Raw genomic sequence first — 16,284 nt, 5'->3', positions numbered from 1 at the left:
CACCTACACTAACAGGTCTAACCGAGAAAGTCAAGGTATAGACGCCGCTTTTACTAAGCGTGTTTCGTGGGCTATTTTTTTGGCGGTTATTTTACCAGGGTCAATTTTGCGCCTTTACGTAAAACGCGGATCGGCGACTTTTTGTTCAGTTTGCCGCTCAGTAACAGCTCGGAAAGCGGATCTTCTATGTATTCAGTGATAACCCTTCTAACGTGACGAGCACCAAATTGCGGGTCGAAACCCTTCTCGGCTAGGAACTCACGAGCCGACTCCTCAACAGCTATCTGGATGCCTTCTGGAAGCAAGCGGTTGGAAAGCTTGTCGATTTGGATTTGAACTATTTTGCTGACGTCTTCGCTGGAAAGCGGTCGGAAGACCACGACTCGGTCGAGCCGGTTAAGAAATTCAGGACGGAAGTTCTCTTTTAGCTTGTCGTTAATCTGCGACTTTATCTCCTCGTACCGGGCGTTAACATCGGCTTCTTTTCCAACCTTAAAACCAATTGCTGCCTGTCGGTTAAGTTCAGCCATGCCAATATTCGAGGTCATGATAATGATTGTGTTACGGAAGTTGACGCGGCGACCCTTGGCGTCGGTCAGGTAGCCGTCTTCCATAATCTGTAGCAACATATTGAAGATATCTGGATGAGCTTTCTCAATCTCATCAAGAAGAACTACGGAGTATGGCTGGCGACGGATGGTTTCAGTTAATTTGCCAGCATCCTCGTAGCCGACGTATCCGGGCGGCGCACCGACGAGACGTGAAACGTTATGGCGCTCCATGAACTCGCTCATATCAATTTTGACGAGCGCCTCTTCGCGACCGTAAACTTCACGTGCCAGCACTTTAGCTAGCTCAGTCTTCCCTACCCCAGTTGGGCCTAAGAAAATAAACGAGCCCAGTGGACGGTTCGGATCGGCGACACCGGCGCCTGAGCGCTTGATCGCTTGAGCTATCGATTGAATCGCCTCATCCTGGCCGATAATATGCTTTCGAAGCGCGTTCTCCAGGTCATGCAGGCGTATTTTCTCGGCTCGGTTAAGAGCGGTAACCGGAATACCAGTCCACATCGAGACGATTTGAGCAATATCCTCGCGGGTAATGACGCGGGGCTTACTTCGCTTAGGCAGTTTGCCTTTTAGTTTTTCAATCTCGTTATTTAGGCGCAGTTCGAGAACACGCCATTCGGCGGCTTTTTTGTAATCAAAATTCTCCGCGGCGAGCTTATGCTCATCAACCGCCTTCTTTCGGTCACCTTCCAGTTGAAGGAGTTTGTTCGAGGTTTTCAGCTGATTACTCTCAAGCTGAGTTGCGGCCGCAGCCTCGTCAATCAGGTCGATGGCTTTATCGGGCAGGAAACGATCGTTGATGTAGCGCTTACCGAGCTCAACGGCCGCGGCAATTGCGTCGGCATCAATCGTGACGCTGTGATGTTTCTCGTAAGTTTGGCGTAGGCCATCGAGTATTCTTACTGATTCCTCGGCTGAGGGCTCTTCAACGACAACCCGTTGTAACCGACGTTCTAGCGCCGGGTCTTTCTCGATATATCTACGATACTCATCAAGGGTTGTAGCGCCAATTAAGCGTAGTTGGCCGCGTGCCAAGGCGGGTTTAAAGATGGTCCCGAGGTCCATTGAGCCCTCGGCAGCGCCAGCGCCAACGATAGTATGAATTTCATCTAAGAAGAGTATGACGTTGCCGGCTTTAATAATCTCATCAACAAGCTTCTTAACTCTCTCCTCAAATTGGCCCCGATAGGTCGTACCAGAAATTAGTAAGGCTAAGTCGAGACTCAGAACTCGTTTATCAGAGAGCTGTTGTGGCACGTCGCCTCGGGAGATTCTCGTTGCCAAACCCTCGACAATCGCGGTCTTTCCTACTCCTGGCTCGCCAACTAGAACTGGGTTATTTTTCATCCGGCGAATCAATATTTGAATCATCCGTCGCATCTCTTTGTCGCGGCCAATTGTTGGGTCAAGCTTGTTCTGCTTGGCCATCTTGGTTAGGTCGGTTGTAAAGTAATCGATGGCACTTTTCGCCTTGCTCTGTCCCCCGCCCCGAGTTAGTTCTTGTGGGTACTGCGGCAGTTGAGTCTCTGGCGTCGTTCCCTCAGCGCCTTCTTCATGTTCACTTGCTCCTTGCTCTTCACCGGCGCGGAGCTGTTCGAAATACTGCTCTAGCTGGTCGCGTAGGATCTTTGGATCGATATCTAACTCACTTAAAACTTGATAAGCGTTACAGTCCTTGGTTAGGGTCATGGCGAGCAATAGGTGCTCAGTATCGACGGAGGCAGTCCCGTATGAATACGCTTTTTGAAATGCGGTTTTGAGGATACGAGTTATGTCGGGCGACATGCCGTACGATGGTTTTAAGTTGGCGTTGCGGTTATGGAGTACGAAAGAAATCCGCTCCGGGCTGATCATCAACTCTCGCAAGACATCATAAGAGATTGTCCCAGGGTTGTTCGCCAACGACGCGAGAATATGCTCGGTATTGATGCCGGTATCCATCGAACGGGCAATCGCCTCAGAGTCGTGGATTATTTTCTGAGCCGTTTCGCTGAGTCTGTCAAAAGCGTTAAATTCTCTGCTCATGTTTTATAGCATTCTAGCAGATATCACCCGCCATGTCAGGCGTGAGAACTGCCAAATCTAACCTGTTGGGCCAAAATAAATGTAAAGCAAACTTGACAGGCTTGTAAAGTTTACTTTTCTTCGGTGTCTGAGGCAGAGGTTTCGCTCTGCTCCTCGGTCGTTTCCGAAGGCGTCTCAGCAGGCGCATCAGTAGGAGCGATGGTTGTTTCTGGCTCGCTAACCACTTCAGCCGTCTCGGCTTGGGGCATATCAACGGCAGCGTCGGCAAGTTGTTTCGCTTCTTCTTCGGTGTGTTCTTCAGATTTTTCGATTAGCTCTGCCGCGTCTTCGACAGGTTTCTTGGCACTAGCTTTAGTCCCGTCTGTTTTGACGATGTCGATTTCCCAACCGGTCAGCTTACTGGCTAAACGGACGTTCTGGCCGTTTTTACCGATGGCTAGCGACAACTGATCTTCAGGGACAACGACCGCGGCAATTTTCGCCTTCTTCTTCAAAATGATTTTTTCCACTTTTGCTGGAGACAAAGCGTTGATAATCATCTCCTCATCAGAATCTATAAATGGGATGATGTCGATCTTCTCGTCGCCAAGCTCGCTTAATACTGCTTGGACACGAGTACCGCGCTGGCCCACGCAGGAGCCGACTGGGTCAAGCCCTGGTTGAGTGGAGATGACGGCCATTTTAGTACGAGTACCTGCTTCACGGGCGATGGTTTTAATTTCAACGGAACCTGCGGCGATCTCTGGAACCTCTAGTTCGAAAAGTTTCTTAATGAAATCAGCACTTGAGCGAGTCACGAGAACACGAGGTCCGCGGGCGGTTTCCTCAACGGTGTAGACCAAAACTTTAAGTCGCTGGCCCGGGAAATAGTTTTGATTTGGGATTTGATCGGACGCGATCATTAGACCGTTTAGTTTGCCGATATTAAGAATAACGTTTGGACCCTCGACTTGCTGAACGTAACCGTTAATTAGTTGGCCTTCCTTATCCTTATATTCGGCAAAGAGAATTTCCTTCTCTGCTTCACGTAGGCGTTGAGAGATAACCTGTTTAGCGGTCATAGCGGCAATTCGCCCGAACTCTTCGTGTGGCTCAAGCTCGATCTCGACAATTTCACCGACTTTGGCGCCTTTCTTAATCTTCTGAGCGTCTTCCTCGGTCAACTGGGCGTGAATGTTCTCGATCCCCTCTTCGCCTGGCTCAACTACTTCGAATTGCTGGAATACGTGAAATTTTCCGGATTCCTCGTTAAGCTCGGCACGTACTTCCTGCTCTTGATGACCGTATTCTTTACGATAAGCAGCAGCGACAGCGGCCTGAATTGAGTCCACGACAGTTTCACGTGGTAAACCACGCTCATCGGCTAATTGGTTGATTGCTGCAGCGAAGGGTGAAATGGCCATCTGTTTTTGATCTCCTTATGCTTAGTTTAACGTAATTGTCTTTAAAAAGCCCAGGCTCGATTAGCCTGGTAAATACATCTTATCGCAAGCAGCGCGGTAATGCAATTGCTATTTTGTAGTAAGGGCTTTAAAGGGAAAGACAATAACCGCGTTCCAAATTCGACCAATTCGGCTTGGTTGGATGATAAGGCGCCATAACCACTCTAAGTGCAGTGATCGCATTAGTTTTGGTGCTCGGGGCAAAACGCCTGATAGCATATCGAACGTCCCGCCAACTCCGACCAAAATTTTAGCGCCGGTCGCTGCCTTATGTTCAGCGATCCAATATTCCTGCTTCGGGGCGCCATAAGCAACGAAAACAATATCGGAGGAGGCGTCACGAATTTCCTTAATAACCTCCAACTCGTCAGGATCGGCGCTACTGGTACCGGATATTTTAAGTCCAGGAAAAATGCTCTGCAATTTGCTCGCTGCAACTTTCGCAATATCAGTGCCGCCCCCAAGTAAGAAAACGGTGTGGTTAGTTTCGGCGGCGGTCTTGGCAAGCCATAAAACCAAATCAACACCTGGAATAGTTTGGTGCAAACCTCTTCCTTTGAGCCTACTTACCAGAACAACATTTGTGGCATCAGGAACGACCACATCGGCATTATTAATAACGTCTCGATGTCGCCCATTATTGCTTGCCGCCAGAATATGCTCGCCGTTCACGGTAACAATCTGATTAGGCTCGTTCCCAGAAAGGGCTTTTAGGGCGAAACTGTCGACAGCCTTCCAGGTCATATTATCGACACGAACACCAAGAATTTGTACGAAGTCAGGCTGCCACATCAATGATCGTATCAAGTGTTTCTTGTCCGGTCTTTTCCCAGGTGAATTTTGCTGCCTGCTTAAAACCTTTGCGTCGAAGCTCGTCGGCAACTTTCGGTTGGTTAATAATCCTGCTCAAGGCGGCGGCCCAGGCTAACGGGTTGTTTGGCGGCAAGAGGACGGCTGCATCACCCGCTACTTCAGGCAATGACGATCCGTCAGCGCAAACAACGGGAGTGCCAATGGCCATCGCCTCCAGCATCGGCATGCCAAACCCCTCGTAAATACTTGGAAAGGCGAAGGCGTGGGCATGTTTGAGGTAGCGCGTTAGGTCGTAGCGCGGAATATAACCCGGCTGAAGTATCAGGTCGCGCACCGGTTTTGGCAGCGCGCGAATGGTCTGTTGAACCCGCTCGAATCCGTAGCCGTTACTTCCGGCCAGTACGAGTCGGATGTTCTTGCGCTCCTTGGCAAGTAAGGCAAACGCCTCGACCAGTAACCTGACATTTTTCTTATCCTCGATCCGGCCAACAAAAAATACGTACGGGTCTTTGATTGGACGGTCAGCTTTGATATCCGGATTGAAAGTAACGTGGTCGACGCCGTGAGGAATGACAACGATTTTATTCTGACTCTCCGGATATTCTTTTATGACATCACGCTTAGTCGAAGTCGATGGTACGATCACCCTTTTTGCTCGTCGAATCGAAACGGCAGTAGTGAAGTTAAGATAGTTACGCTCGGCGTACGAATATGAACCAGGAAAGTACTTATATGCCGTATCGTGAATTGTCACAACAGCCGGCACACGGCTGGCAAAAGGAATAACATGCGACGGCACAAAAAGGACATCGGGTGGGCTCTTTTTTAGCTCCCGCGCCAGGCCAATTTGTGACCATAGACGACGTTGTTTAATAATGCACCACTCAGCGCGGCTACCCAGAGGAAATGGATCTCTTGGATTGTGCGGCGCGTATAAAATGAATTTGTTCGTTTTGTCGAGCCTTAGAAGCTGTTGGATAACTTCCCAAGAGTACTGCTCCACGCCAGTGCGAATTTGCTTAACGGCTCGCGAAGCGTCAATCCCAATTGTCATAGGCATATTATACTTGAGAATCAGGGTTTTTCAGGATGTAGTTTAGATATCGCCTCTTATTAGGCTCGAAAACCACTTGGTGGGTTATTCTAAAGTCAGCTTTTTTTATAATCTCTTCTAATTCCTTCTGCTGATAGTAGGCAAAATAACGCGGCAATGTGATTTTTTCGCTGCTCACGTAGCCCTCCCCATCGCCCTCAATCATTCCAAGCGCAAATACGCCGGTGGTTTTGACCACTCGCTTCATTTCCTTTAGCGCTTTAAGTATCTCCGTTTTTGGAAGATGGAGGAACGAAGTATATGCCCAAGCAGAATCAAACTGTTCGTTTTCAAAAGGGAGAGCCAGGAGATCGGCAACCACAGCTGTTAACCCTTTGTTGCGGCAGATATTGACCATAGTCTGGCTTGCGTCGATACATATTATGTCGCGGCCGGCCTTCTTTAGAATTAACGCGTCCCGTCCCGGGCCACAACCTATGTCTATCACGTTGTTCCCCGCTAGTTTGGAAAACTTATCGATGAAGTTCACCGGGAAACGCTCCCAGAAATCCTCCGTCTGCTCGTCGTACCGGGAAGCCTGAGCGTTGTATGCCGCGATAGTATCCTGATCCATCTATTGTTAGCGTTTGGCCCACAGAACGGAGCGGCGGAATTCGTCTAGGTGCTCGACGGCAATTCCAGTGCCTTTGACGACGCAGAGTCGTGGGTCTTCAGCAAGCTGGCACGGCACACCAGTGACTTTAGTGAATAGCTGGTCCAAGTTGCGAAGTAGTGATCCCCCGCCGGTCATGATCATTCCTTTATCCATGATATCAGCCGCAAGCTCAGGTGGGGTCTTCTGCAGAACGGCTTTAACAGCACCGATTATTTCTTTAAGTTCCTCTTGGCACGCGGTCATAACGTCTGTTGAATTGACTAAAACCGATTCCGGCAAACCAGTAACCGAGTTAGTACCGGAGAGCTCATGAGTCATTTCTTTTTTGAGCGGCATCGCCGTTCCGATACGTACTTTCAGATCCTCGGCGGTCTGCTCGCCGATAATTAAGGAGTACTTTTTACGGATGAAACTCGCGATGGCCTCGTCAATTCGATTACCCCCAACTCTAACTGAAGTCGCCGCGACGACATCGCCAAGCGAAATCACAGCTACTTCGGTTGTCCCGCCGCCGATATCGATTATAAGATGTCCCTCAGCAGCGGCGATAGGAACGTTGGCGCCCAAGGCCGCGGCAACCGGTTCTTTGATTAAAAAAGCGTTCTTAGCACCGGCGGCGATACAGGCATCCGTTACTGCTCGACGCTCTGTGGAAGTGGCCCCAACGGGCACTGCGACCATAATATCCGGGCGAAATAGACGTAGACGGCCGCTGAGTCGGTTAATAAAGTAGCGCAACATTGCCTCGGTAATCTTGAAGCTAGCGATTACTCCGTCTTTCAGCGGACGAGCCGCGATAATCGAATCTGGAGTTTTGCCGAGCATTTTGCGGGCTTCTTCACCGAACGCGACAATCTTATTATCAAAAGCGTCGATAGCGGCAACGGCTGGTTCATCAATGACGATGCCACGGCCAGGCACGAAGATTAAGATGTTGGTTGTGCCCAGATCCACGCCAATTCGTCGGATTATGAGTTTGCTCCGAATCTAGAGATTACTATTCTCGGGTATCTTAGCAATTCCCAAGTATTATTCAACGACGCGCCCATAGCCCGCCAACCTTTTTGGCGATATCATTGTAAGACCATGAGTCGTAAACGACGTCAGATGCTAACCTTCCTTGCTGGCGCCCTTGCCGTTGCATCATTCTTCATTCTTTCGTCGATCGCAGTTGTCTGGGCCAACGGCCTACGCTTTAACCCCGAAACCAAGCGATTTGAGCAGACGGTTGTCGTCGCCGTTGAAAGCAAACAGGAGTATATCGGCGTCTCACTTTATCTAAACGGGGAATTAATTGCCCGCGAAGTGCCGTATCAAAAACGTGGCGTTTTGCCGGGTAACTACGAGGTTCTACTACAAAAAGAGGGGTTCCAGGATTGGCGGCAGCGCTTTGAACTCTCAGCAGCGGAGGTGGGTTTGATAAAAGATTTTCGCCTAGTTGCAGTTCATCCAAAAGGTACCATCGTTGAAGACTTCGAAATGACAGTGGAGCCGTATTTTGACACCGGCTTAAGCCTTAGCGAGAGCGGCGAACTGCTTGATTACAACGCACTTGTTAGCCGATTTGTCACCCAACCAACGCAAGCTCGTCGCTTTGGGCCCGGCTACATCTACCAGATCAGAGACGAAATACGATTATTTTTCCCCGAAGGACCGCAGGATTATCTTATTTATAATTTGGCTGAAGAGATGCCGGCGCGTATCATGCTTCGAGCGTCGTCCTGGGAAATACTCATCGAAGAAGGCGGCGTGGTTCACAAGTTAGAACTCGACAAGCCGCAGATCTAACGGGCGCGCGGTAATTCTTCCAAAAACGGCTCAGATAGTTGATAGCCCGTTGGCTCGCCTTCAATGAGCTTGGCGGAAATAACCAAACGCTTCTGCGACGTACCAACGGGATAGCAGGTTATGAGCGTCAGTTTTGGTGCGTCACTTTTCTTAAGCGGCGATAAATCTGATGGCTTAACGATTTTGGATTCGGTTACCTCGTATACAAAACGCTGTGAGCCGTAAGGAACGGTGATTTTGTCCCCGATTACAAGTTTGTCTAGAAGGGCAAAGATATTCTTATAATTTCCGACACTCCATGGGTAGTCAGATGAGTGGCCGATGATAACCGCATTGCCAATCTCGCCTGGAAGCGCGGTGTCAGCGTAATGGACGACTCCGTTACGTAATTGCTCTACAACCTGGCTAGGCTGGATGTTCAACGCTATCGGAGCAGTTATGTTGATGCTGGGGATGATTAACTCCGGAGCGTAATTAACAACGGGTTTTGGTGGCTCAATTGGTACGGACTGCGTAGTTTCGGTTGGGGCGGCAATAGAATACTTTAGTTTGGTCCAAAAAGCGCCGAAGTTAATAAGGGTAAAGAAAAAAACAAACAAGAACCCAAGCGCGAGTATCTGGCGCGTTGTACGGATAAAAAGGCGCTTGAATTTTTTACCAGCAGTCTCTGATTCGAAAATCTTGCGAATGTCTTCCTCGTTGAAGGTAACTTGTTTAATAGGCATGCTGTACCGAAGGTGGGACTTGAACCCACAAGGGATTGCTCCCAGAGGTTTTTGAGACCTCCGCGTATACCGTTCCGCCACTTCGGCAAATCACTTGTAAATTTTATCAGATATATGGAGAAATTTCAGGTACTTTACCTGACTTTTGCGACGCCTTCACGAATGATGACCGGGCGGTTTTTACGGATATCGACTACTGCTGAAGTCGGGTATTGTGGCAACTTGCCAGCGTCTAGGATAAGGTCAGGTTGATATATCTGTCGCTCAAAATTACGAAATATCTCGTCAAGGTCGTAGGTCACCTCTTCCCCACTTATGTTCGCGCTCGTCGCCGTATACGGTTTGCCTAAGGTGTGCGCTAAGGCCCTGGTAATGGAATTATCGGGAATTCTGACACCGACAGTCTCCCCTTCTAGCGGACAGCCCACTCTGGCCTGCAAGACGAAGGTGAATGGGCCAGGTAAGTTTCGTTCCAGGGTTTTTCGTTGGGATTTACCTACGACAGTCCACTGCTCAATCTGTTCGAGATCACGGAATATGCAGCTAATTTGTTTATCGAACGGGCGCTGCTTAATCTTGTAGAGGCGTTCGACTGCCGATCTGTTAGTGGCGTCAGCGGCCAGTCCGTAACAGGAATCGCTTGGGAAAACCACAACGCCGCCGCCATCAATCAACTTGGCGGCGTACTCAATGACGCTTTGATCTGGCAAATTAACGTCAATTTTGCGCACAAACATTGTTCGGAGCAATCTTACTCTCGAAACCCACATCTGTTAAGATAGGGGCGCTGGAAACGAGGGCCGTTAGCTCAGCTGGGCCGCAGAGCCAGCGAGAACTAAACTGCTTTAGTTCGAGCCTTTGCGGCGGGCGAGAGCCTGTTGCATACCTACAACGCTCGAGCCCCGGAAGAGCATATTAATAGGGCCAGTAGTTCATCGGTAGAACGCCTCATTCGCATTGAGGAAGTAGCGGGTTCAATTCCCGCCTGGTCCACAGCCACATTTCATCATTCGCGTTGTAGGGATCAGGGGTCCGACTCCCCTCAGGTCCACAATAAGGGAAAACACTTCCAACCTATTAAGCGCGTTCTACATAGAGTGAGATTCTCGTTGGGTTTCGAGCTACTAGGACACACCCTTGACCGTTTTTCGTGAATCAGATACAACTCACACATGGCCAATGCTTCACTTGACGAGCTACTAGACAAATACGATGACAAGACCTCTCAGAGAGCCGAGGAGATCAAGGCTCAAGTTAGCGAAGAAGATCAATTCATTCAGGATTTTGTCCAAGCGAGAGACGAAGTAATCGAACCGGCACTGGATAAGTTTAAATCGCAGCTTGAAGGACGCGGTCACCAGGCCTATATCATAAAGGACGATCCTGGCTGGGATTCTGTTAAGAGCTTACCCGTAGAACCAAGTATTACTTTGAAAATCGAGCTAAAAAAGGCTCAAGATCCACGAGATCCAAATTATGGCTTCAGGGATGTTCCAAGCTTTGGCTTCCGTGTTAATAGGAGAACGAAGAAGATTTGGTCCCATGAATCAACGATTGGACAAGGACATGGAGGCCATGCCGGTTCAAGGGGCGAGTATACGCTTAAGGAAATCACTCCGCAGCTAGTTGAGAGTGAAGCACTGGGCTTTTTAAAGAATTTGCTAAAAGAACACGGCGTTTGATTGTGTGTCGATCAGCTATAAACCACGTCGTAAAGGTCATGTAAGCAGCTCGATTGATAAACCAAAGGCTCACTCAGATTAGTAATCGCTGATTATAGTTGCTACATTTGCGCGAGAGATGACATGGATAGTTTCAACTCCGACTATGTATGGATACACGGTGGGTGTGTCGGATACACGCATTTCGTTACGAGACGGTCGTTATTTTGACTGCCTCCAGAAGCTCCATACAATAAGCGGTAGTATCGTCGCTGGTTTTGCTGGAAATGTTTTGTTGGGATTCTCCCTGATAGAAAGCCTCAAGCTTTATCTTGCTCATCTTCCTAGTGGTTGCGGCTGGGATCCAGAATATGTTGTTAAATGGAATTCGACAGCAAGGGAGGTGTGGGAGGCGCAGAAAAAGAACGTTCCTGATAAGTTACGCAGCACATCCTTACAGATTCTAATGGCCTACCCCTCTACCGATAATGGTATACCGGGCATGGCCAAAACATTTCTAGTCACGCTTCGGTCGCCGAAATTTGAAGCTAACTATACACTTGCTCGAAAGTGGGATTCTATAGGCTCGGGTGCATATATACACAGAGATAAGATAGCGTCATTAAATGACGCAAGTAGTTTGCATCCAGCTGAAAAACTAGAGGTTAACAACCCTGGAGGCTTCGGCAGGAGCTTAGCAACTACTGTATATTTCGAAATAACCGAGAATCCAGACCCGACTGTTGGGTCTATGCTTCAGACTTGTTTGGTGTGGAGAAAGAACGCAGAGGTCTTATGGCATCACATAGAACGTACGGAAGGAGGTTGGTCGATTGGTGGACAAAACCAAGCCCCGAAAAACAAAGTGTGTTCTACTCTAAACGAGCTTAATACCTACTTGAGCAATAATAGTGAGTCGTCGGCGAGTGAAGCAGTCTGCTAGAGCGTTGCATCAAGCTAACAGGTGTCTAATGTTCTCGCGCCAGGTCCACAAATACGTTAAGGTTGCTGTGTTGTTGGGTTGCAGTCTTAACAACGGAGGAAGCCTTGAAACAGAATATCCTAATCGTCGGCAGCGGCGGCAGAGAGCACGCGCTGGCGTGGAAACTCTGTCAATCGCCCAAGGTCAATCAAGTCTTTGTGTCGCCCGGCAACGCCGGCACCGACCAAATCGCCCAAAACGTGCCGATCTCGGCCCTGTCAATCGACGAACTTGCAGTTTTTGCGGCGAAGAACAATATCGGCCTGACAGTCGTCGGACCGGACAATGCGTTAGCGGCTGGGATCGTTGACGTCTTTATGAGTCGCGGCCTACGGATCTTTGGACCATCCCAGAGAGCAGCCGCAATCGAATCATCCAAAGTCTTCGCGAAGCAATTGATGGAGACTGCGGGGATACCAACCGCCTCTTTCAGAAGTTTCCGCCAGTTCGATCAAGCGCTCTCATACATTCGTGAGTGCAATGGGCCATTGGTTGTGAAAGCGAGCGGCCTGGCGCTTGGCAAAGGAGTTTATCCGTGCCATACAACAGCTCAGGCCGAGGACGCGTTGAATAAGATCATGATCCAGCGAATCCATGGGGACGCTGGCGACACAGTGGTTGTCGAGGACTTTCTTATTGGTGAGGAAGTTTCGATTCATGCCATCTGCGATGGTCGACACGCGACTCTTTTCCCACCTTCGAAAGACTATAAAACGATCAACGAAGGCGGCTGTGGCGAAAACACCGGCGGCATGGGTAGCGTTACCCCAGTTCCTGGGTTTAAGTACAACGATCTCGAGCCCATTTGCTCAAGCATTGTTGGGCCGGCTCTAAAGGCTCTGGCCGACCTGGGAGCGCCTTTTGTGGGCTGTCTTTACCCCGGTCTAATGATCACTGAGGACGGCATCAAAACCTTGGAGTGTAACGCCCGGCCCGGTGATCCAGAGACGCAGGCCTACGTTCGATCGTACAACGGCGACCTCTTTGACCTGTTCGACTCGGCGGTCGAGGGTGGGGTTGAGTCCTTTGCGACGAGCTGGCGACGTGGCTACGCGGTTTGCGTCGTTATCGCGTCGGGCGGCTATCCCGATCCTTCCTGTCAGACGGGTTTTGAGATCCGTGGCATTGAGGATGCGGAAAAAGTCCCCGGTGTCGTGGTTTTCCACGCTGGCACCAGGCGCGACGACTGCCTGCGCACCGCTGGAGGGCGTGTCTTAGGCGTTACGGCCGTTGGCGACACACTGCCGGAAGCCCTGGAAAATGCATATAAAGGAGTGGCAAAGATAAGTTTCGAAGGTATGCACTACCGTCGCGACATCGGAGCTGATCTCCTACTAAGGTCCTAGCGACACTCGCTAGGACCTTTCCTTGTAATTAAGCGTAGAATCAACCTAATGAAGCGCGTTTTGTTGTGGCTTGTGGCGGTTATCGTTTTAGGCGGAATTATTACCGGCGGCTATTTTTACTGGCGAAGTCGCCAAGTTACACCTAGTCCATCCCAACCGTTTAATCTTTTGATTCTCGGCGACAGTATTGCGCAGGGCGTCGGATCGGTTGAGAACGACAATACGCTCGAAACTTATATCACCGATTCTCTCCGTCCTCGTTACGGCGAGTTTACATCCGAGAACAAAGCTGTCCCGGGCTCAAAGACCGAAGATGTTTTAAACGACCAGCTGACAAAACTCCAGCGCGAGCATTACGCGGCCTTGGTGATATTCATCGGTACAAACGATATTACTCATTTAGTTATCCCCTCGAAATTCGAGGCCAATTACGACGCTATTGCCAAAATACTTACCGCAAAGGCAGATGTTGTGGTCTTGGCAAACATTCCCCAGTTTTCCAATACTCCGATTGTCCCTAAAAGTATTCAGAGTATCGCTGACTATCGGACAAGAAGTTACAACAACAAAATCGACAATATCGCCAATAGTTACTCGAATATGCGAATGTTTAACTTTTATAGTTTTTCTCAAAACCGCCTGCACGGCGAGACGGATTATATTGGCCAAGACGGCTTTCATCCAAATGACGAGGGCTACAAGTTGATCGGCGAAGAAATAGTTCAGAAGATACTCAACTAGTTGCCATAGAATATGTCCTAACAGTTAGAACTTCTTTACATACAGGACTTTTCTTGTACATTACAACTGGCCTTAAGCCGCTCCCTAGGGACGGCATTTGGACTTTTACAACCCGACGGAGGGGAAATGGTAACGGAAGCACAATACGCCGACATCCCCAAAGAATTGGGGTTGAAGATTTCTGACATTGCGTGGATTTGGCCAGATAACGATCACGGCCCAATCCCAGTGACTCATTTTGCCGACAAGATCCTCTCAACCGAAAGGATGCAGCGCGCCAGGCACGTTGCTATCCAGGGGCTCTTTACTGGCATGGCAGCGATCAACAGCGGACGATCTGTCTACGAGCATACGCTGGGGGTCTACTATCAAGGTCTCATCACCACTCGTACAGCCCAGTTGCGTCAGTATCGTCTGCTTCAACAGCTGATTGATCTGGCGCATGACAGTGAAAAGGCGCCGTTTGCCCACAGCCTCGAACCGACTCAAAAGCTGGTTCTGGGCGGTGATCACGAAGAACTTGTCGCCAAACTGGCCGATGAGGAGATTGGTGAGATTGCCCGGGAATTCGGGCTGGATTTCGATGAAGCTGCCAAAGCTGTTAGGGCGAAACATCCTACTCCGATGGTAAACGATTTGCTTCACTCGATGTTCGGTTCCGACTCGAATGCCGGGACGTTTCACTACGCCCGGATGCAGTACAACCGGAACGGGCGACCGTACTGCCCGGAGGCCATCAGCTACTGCGTTGAACAAGACGATAACGGGCGCCTGATGCTTCGAGACCGGGACACTGTTCCCTACAACCTCGCCGTGGAAGTCAAGAATGCTTGCGACACCCGTCGTCAGATCTTCGACCTTATCTATAGCGTGGACATCGAGGGTCCTGAAGTGCTCGTGGCTCGTGCTGCTCACTTCGCCTTCTGCGAAGGGCTGCTCGATCGAGCGTTCTTCGACATGAAAGACAGCGAGGCAGCGCAGTTTCTGCTCGGCTGCAGCTGTCCACAGGCACGGTCGTTGACCGAGTGCGCTTCGAACAACCGGCATTACGAGCGGGTCTATTTGGGACACTTTCGTTGGCCGACTGCCGAGCAGCTCTCGATCATCACCGACGAACCGAACCAGCAGGTTTTCGCCGATAGGGTTGCCAGTGAACTCAAGATCGAGCCGGAAAATGTCTGCATCCATATGGGGCGGTACAAGGGGGTCAAGGACCTCTCGAACGTCCGGATAGTGACCGCTGACGGGCACGACTACAAACCGCCGCACGGCGAGCAGTACCCGTTCGTTCACGCCTACCTTCACCCGAATCACGTCGATAAGCGAGAGCAATTGACGGCGATTCTCGACGAGCTGCTACTCATCTCCTGAGTTCAGCTCAAAACCGAAGCCCTTGCCAAGTTGCAAGGGCTTCACTCGTTTAACAAACATCCGATCTGTAGTACGCTGAATTCATGAGCGAACAAATTGTAGTCCTTGACGAGGGCGGGATGCTCGGCAAGATTCATGACCTACCAAACCAGTTCGAGAAGGCCTGGACGTCGCTATGGACTAAAGATGTCGACGTAAACATTAAGGGAGTAACTAACGTAATTATCTGTGGCATGGGTGGCTCCGGCATCTCCGGACTCCTCTTGCAAGAATTGACGCGTGAGGCCTCAACTGTGCCGATTCACGTCTGGTCAGACTACTCACTTCCTGGTTGGGTTAACGAAGACACTCTTGTTATTGCCTGCAGCTTCTCTGGGGATACCGAAGAAACGCTTGATGCGGTAAAAGTTGCCGTAGAAAAGAAATGTCGCATCGCTGCTATTACGAGTGGTGGCAAATTAGCCGAGCTTAGCAAAATTCACAATTTCCCCATCGTTAGCGTGACCTACGAATCGTCGCCGCGTGCTGCGATTGGTTGGCTGTACGGATCTCTGTTAACGCTTATGGCTAAGCTGGAGCTCGTTGGCGTAAAAGAAAATAACTATTTCCAGGCGCTAGATGAGTTGAAGAAAACCGTCGACAAAAAAATCTTTCCGCCCAAAGCCGAAGAGCTCGCCATCTCTTTGAATAATAAGATCCCACTAATTTTTGCCCATTCCCCTCTCGCTTCTCTGGCAAAGCGCTGGGTAAACCAACTTAACGAAAATAGCAAAACGTTTGCTTTTGCGGGTGTGGTGCCGGAGCTTTGTCATAACACCATTGTCGGGACTGAGTTTGCGGTGCCAGAAAAGTTGATGATTCTCTACCTGGAGTCAAAATACGGCTTCTCTCGTAATAACGCGCGCCACAAAATCTTGCACAAATGGTTCGATAAAGAGCATATTCCTTTCGTGCCGCTTTCGGTAAAATCTGGCTCGCTTTTGGCGGAACAATGGCTGCTAATCTATTTTGGCGACTTGCTTAGTTTTTATCTGGCCGGCGTTTACGGCGCCGACCCATCACCAATTGAGCCGATTAAGTTTCTAAAGGAAGAGCTGGGGAAGCTCTAAGAC

Annotated in this window: 14 protein-coding genes and 2 tRNA genes; 7 read left to right on the top strand and 9 right to left on the bottom strand. The window is 49.7% G+C overall.

The window, feature by feature from the left end:
- Positions 1-86: 86 nt before the first annotated feature.
- The 6 genes from HY845_02390 to HY845_02365 form a co-directional block, all read right to left on the bottom strand.
- Complete coding sequence (locus HY845_02390) at positions 87-2,594, bottom strand: ATP-dependent Clp protease ATP-binding subunit (protein QQG51391.1); 2,508 nt, start codon at positions 2,592-2,594, stop codon at positions 87-89.
- Between the two features lie 110 nt (positions 2,595-2,704).
- On the bottom strand, positions 2,705-3,997 hold the full coding sequence (gene nusA / locus HY845_02385; GenBank protein QQG51390.1) for a transcription termination/antitermination protein NusA: 1,293 nt from the start codon (positions 3,995-3,997) through the stop codon (positions 2,705-2,707).
- A gap of 108 nt (positions 3,998-4,105) precedes the next feature.
- Positions 4,106-4,828, bottom strand: coding sequence for a WecB/TagA/CpsF family glycosyltransferase (locus HY845_02380; protein QQG51389.1), 723 nt, complete (start codon positions 4,826-4,828; stop codon positions 4,106-4,108).
- Entirely contained in the window at positions 4,815-5,903 is a 1,089-nt protein-coding gene (locus HY845_02375) for a glycosyltransferase family 4 protein (protein ID QQG51388.1), read from the bottom strand. Before HY845_02375 ends, HY845_02380 begins: the two co-directional genes overlap by 14 nt.
- A 7-nt stretch (positions 5,904-5,910) precedes the next feature.
- Positions 5,911-6,516 (bottom strand): class I SAM-dependent methyltransferase, encoded by a 606-nt coding sequence (locus HY845_02370; GenBank protein ID QQG51387.1) that lies wholly within the window; start codon positions 6,514-6,516, stop codon positions 5,911-5,913.
- A 6-nt stretch (positions 6,517-6,522) separates the two neighbouring features.
- Entirely contained in the window at positions 6,523-7,530 is a 1,008-nt protein-coding gene (locus HY845_02365) for a rod shape-determining protein (protein ID QQG52153.1), read from the bottom strand.
- A 114-nt stretch (positions 7,531-7,644) separates the two neighbouring features.
- On the opposite strand from HY845_02365, the gene HY845_02360 reads away from it, so the two are divergent.
- The gene (locus HY845_02360) at positions 7,645-8,346 is read left to right on the top strand and encodes a PEGA domain-containing protein (protein QQG51386.1); all 702 of its coding nucleotides are present in this window, start codon (positions 7,645-7,647) and stop codon (positions 8,344-8,346) included.
- Here the strand turns inward: HY845_02360 and HY845_02355 are convergent.
- The 3 genes from HY845_02355 to HY845_02345 all read right to left on the bottom strand — a co-directional run bounded on the left by HY845_02355 (position 8,343) and on the right by HY845_02345 (position 9,808).
- Positions 8,343-9,071: a class D sortase gene (locus HY845_02355; GenBank protein QQG51385.1), complete on the bottom strand. Its 729-nt coding sequence runs from the start codon at positions 9,069-9,071 to the stop codon at positions 8,343-8,345. The two genes, HY845_02360 and HY845_02355, sit on opposite strands and share 4 nt — an antisense overlap.
- A 4-nt stretch (positions 9,072-9,075) precedes the next feature.
- Positions 9,076-9,158, bottom strand: a tRNA-Leu gene (locus HY845_02350).
- A gap of 47 nt (positions 9,159-9,205) precedes the next feature.
- Complete coding sequence (locus HY845_02345) at positions 9,206-9,808, bottom strand: threonylcarbamoyl-AMP synthase (GenBank protein ID QQG51384.1); 603 nt, start codon at positions 9,806-9,808, stop codon at positions 9,206-9,208.
- A 184-nt stretch (positions 9,809-9,992) separates the two neighbouring features.
- Here HY845_02345 and HY845_02340 point away from each other — a divergent pair.
- From HY845_02340 to HY845_02315, 6 genes are all read left to right on the top strand, one after another.
- A tRNA-Ala gene (locus tag HY845_02340) sits at positions 9,993-10,064 on the top strand.
- Between the two features lie 179 nt (positions 10,065-10,243).
- The gene (locus tag HY845_02335; GenBank protein QQG51383.1) at positions 10,244-10,753 is read left to right on the top strand and encodes a hypothetical protein; all 510 of its coding nucleotides are present in this window, start codon (positions 10,244-10,246) and stop codon (positions 10,751-10,753) included.
- Between the two features lie 1,038 nt (positions 10,754-11,791).
- Positions 11,792-13,060 carry a phosphoribosylamine--glycine ligase gene (gene purD, locus HY845_02330; protein ID QQG52152.1) on the top strand — a complete coding sequence of 423 codons (1,269 nt, stop codon included), beginning with the start codon at positions 11,792-11,794 and terminating at the stop codon, positions 13,058-13,060.
- A gap of 48 nt (positions 13,061-13,108) precedes the next feature.
- Positions 13,109-13,801 (top strand): SGNH/GDSL hydrolase family protein, encoded by a 693-nt coding sequence (locus HY845_02325; protein ID QQG51382.1) that lies wholly within the window; start codon positions 13,109-13,111, stop codon positions 13,799-13,801.
- Between the two features lie 126 nt (positions 13,802-13,927).
- Complete coding sequence (locus HY845_02320) at positions 13,928-15,172, top strand: hypothetical protein (protein QQG51381.1); 1,245 nt, start codon at positions 13,928-13,930, stop codon at positions 15,170-15,172.
- Between the two features lie 83 nt (positions 15,173-15,255).
- Complete coding sequence (locus HY845_02315) at positions 15,256-16,281, top strand: bifunctional phosphoglucose/phosphomannose isomerase (GenBank protein ID QQG51380.1); 1,026 nt, start codon at positions 15,256-15,258, stop codon at positions 16,279-16,281.
- Positions 16,282-16,284: the final 3 nt, after the last annotated feature.

It is taken from the genome of Candidatus Berkelbacteria bacterium (assembly GCA_016432625.1).
In the GTDB taxonomy this organism is placed as follows: Bacteria; Patescibacteriota; UBA1384; order 2-12-FULL-50-11; family 2-12-FULL-50-11.
This window is presented reverse-complemented; position numbering and strand designations above follow the sequence as displayed.

Excerpts from the sequence above, each read along its gene's own strand:
- HY845_02390 (QQG51391.1), bottom strand. The coding sequence starts at position 2,594 with ATGAGCAGAGAATTTAACGCTTTTGACAGACTCAGCGAAACGGCTCAG.
- HY845_02360 (QQG51386.1), top strand. The coding sequence starts at position 7,645 with ATGAGTCGTAAACGACGTCAGATGCTAACCTTCCTTGCTGGCGCCCTT.
- HY845_02335 (QQG51383.1), top strand. The coding sequence starts at position 10,244 with ATGGCCAATGCTTCACTTGACGAGCTACTAGACAAATACGATGACAAG.
- nusA (QQG51390.1), bottom strand. The coding sequence starts at position 3,997 with ATGGCCATTTCACCCTTCGCTGCAGCAATCAACCAATTAGCCGATGAG.
- HY845_02370 (QQG51387.1), bottom strand. The coding sequence starts at position 6,516 with ATGGATCAGGATACTATCGCGGCATACAACGCTCAGGCTTCCCGGTAC.
- HY845_02320 (QQG51381.1), top strand. The coding sequence starts at position 13,928 with ATGGTAACGGAAGCACAATACGCCGACATCCCCAAAGAATTGGGGTTG.
- HY845_02380 (QQG51389.1), bottom strand. The coding sequence starts at position 4,828 with ATGTGGCAGCCTGACTTCGTACAAATTCTTGGTGTTCGTGTCGATAAT.
- HY845_02375 (QQG51388.1), bottom strand. The coding sequence starts at position 5,903 with ATGACAATTGGGATTGACGCTTCGCGAGCCGTTAAGCAAATTCGCACT.
- HY845_02315 (QQG51380.1), top strand. The coding sequence starts at position 15,256 with ATGAGCGAACAAATTGTAGTCCTTGACGAGGGCGGGATGCTCGGCAAG.
- HY845_02325 (QQG51382.1), top strand. The coding sequence starts at position 13,109 with ATGAAGCGCGTTTTGTTGTGGCTTGTGGCGGTTATCGTTTTAGGCGGA.
- HY845_02355 (QQG51385.1), bottom strand. The coding sequence starts at position 9,071 with ATGCCTATTAAACAAGTTACCTTCAACGAGGAAGACATTCGCAAGATT.
- HY845_02345 (QQG51384.1), bottom strand. The coding sequence starts at position 9,808 with ATGTTTGTGCGCAAAATTGACGTTAATTTGCCAGATCAAAGCGTCATT.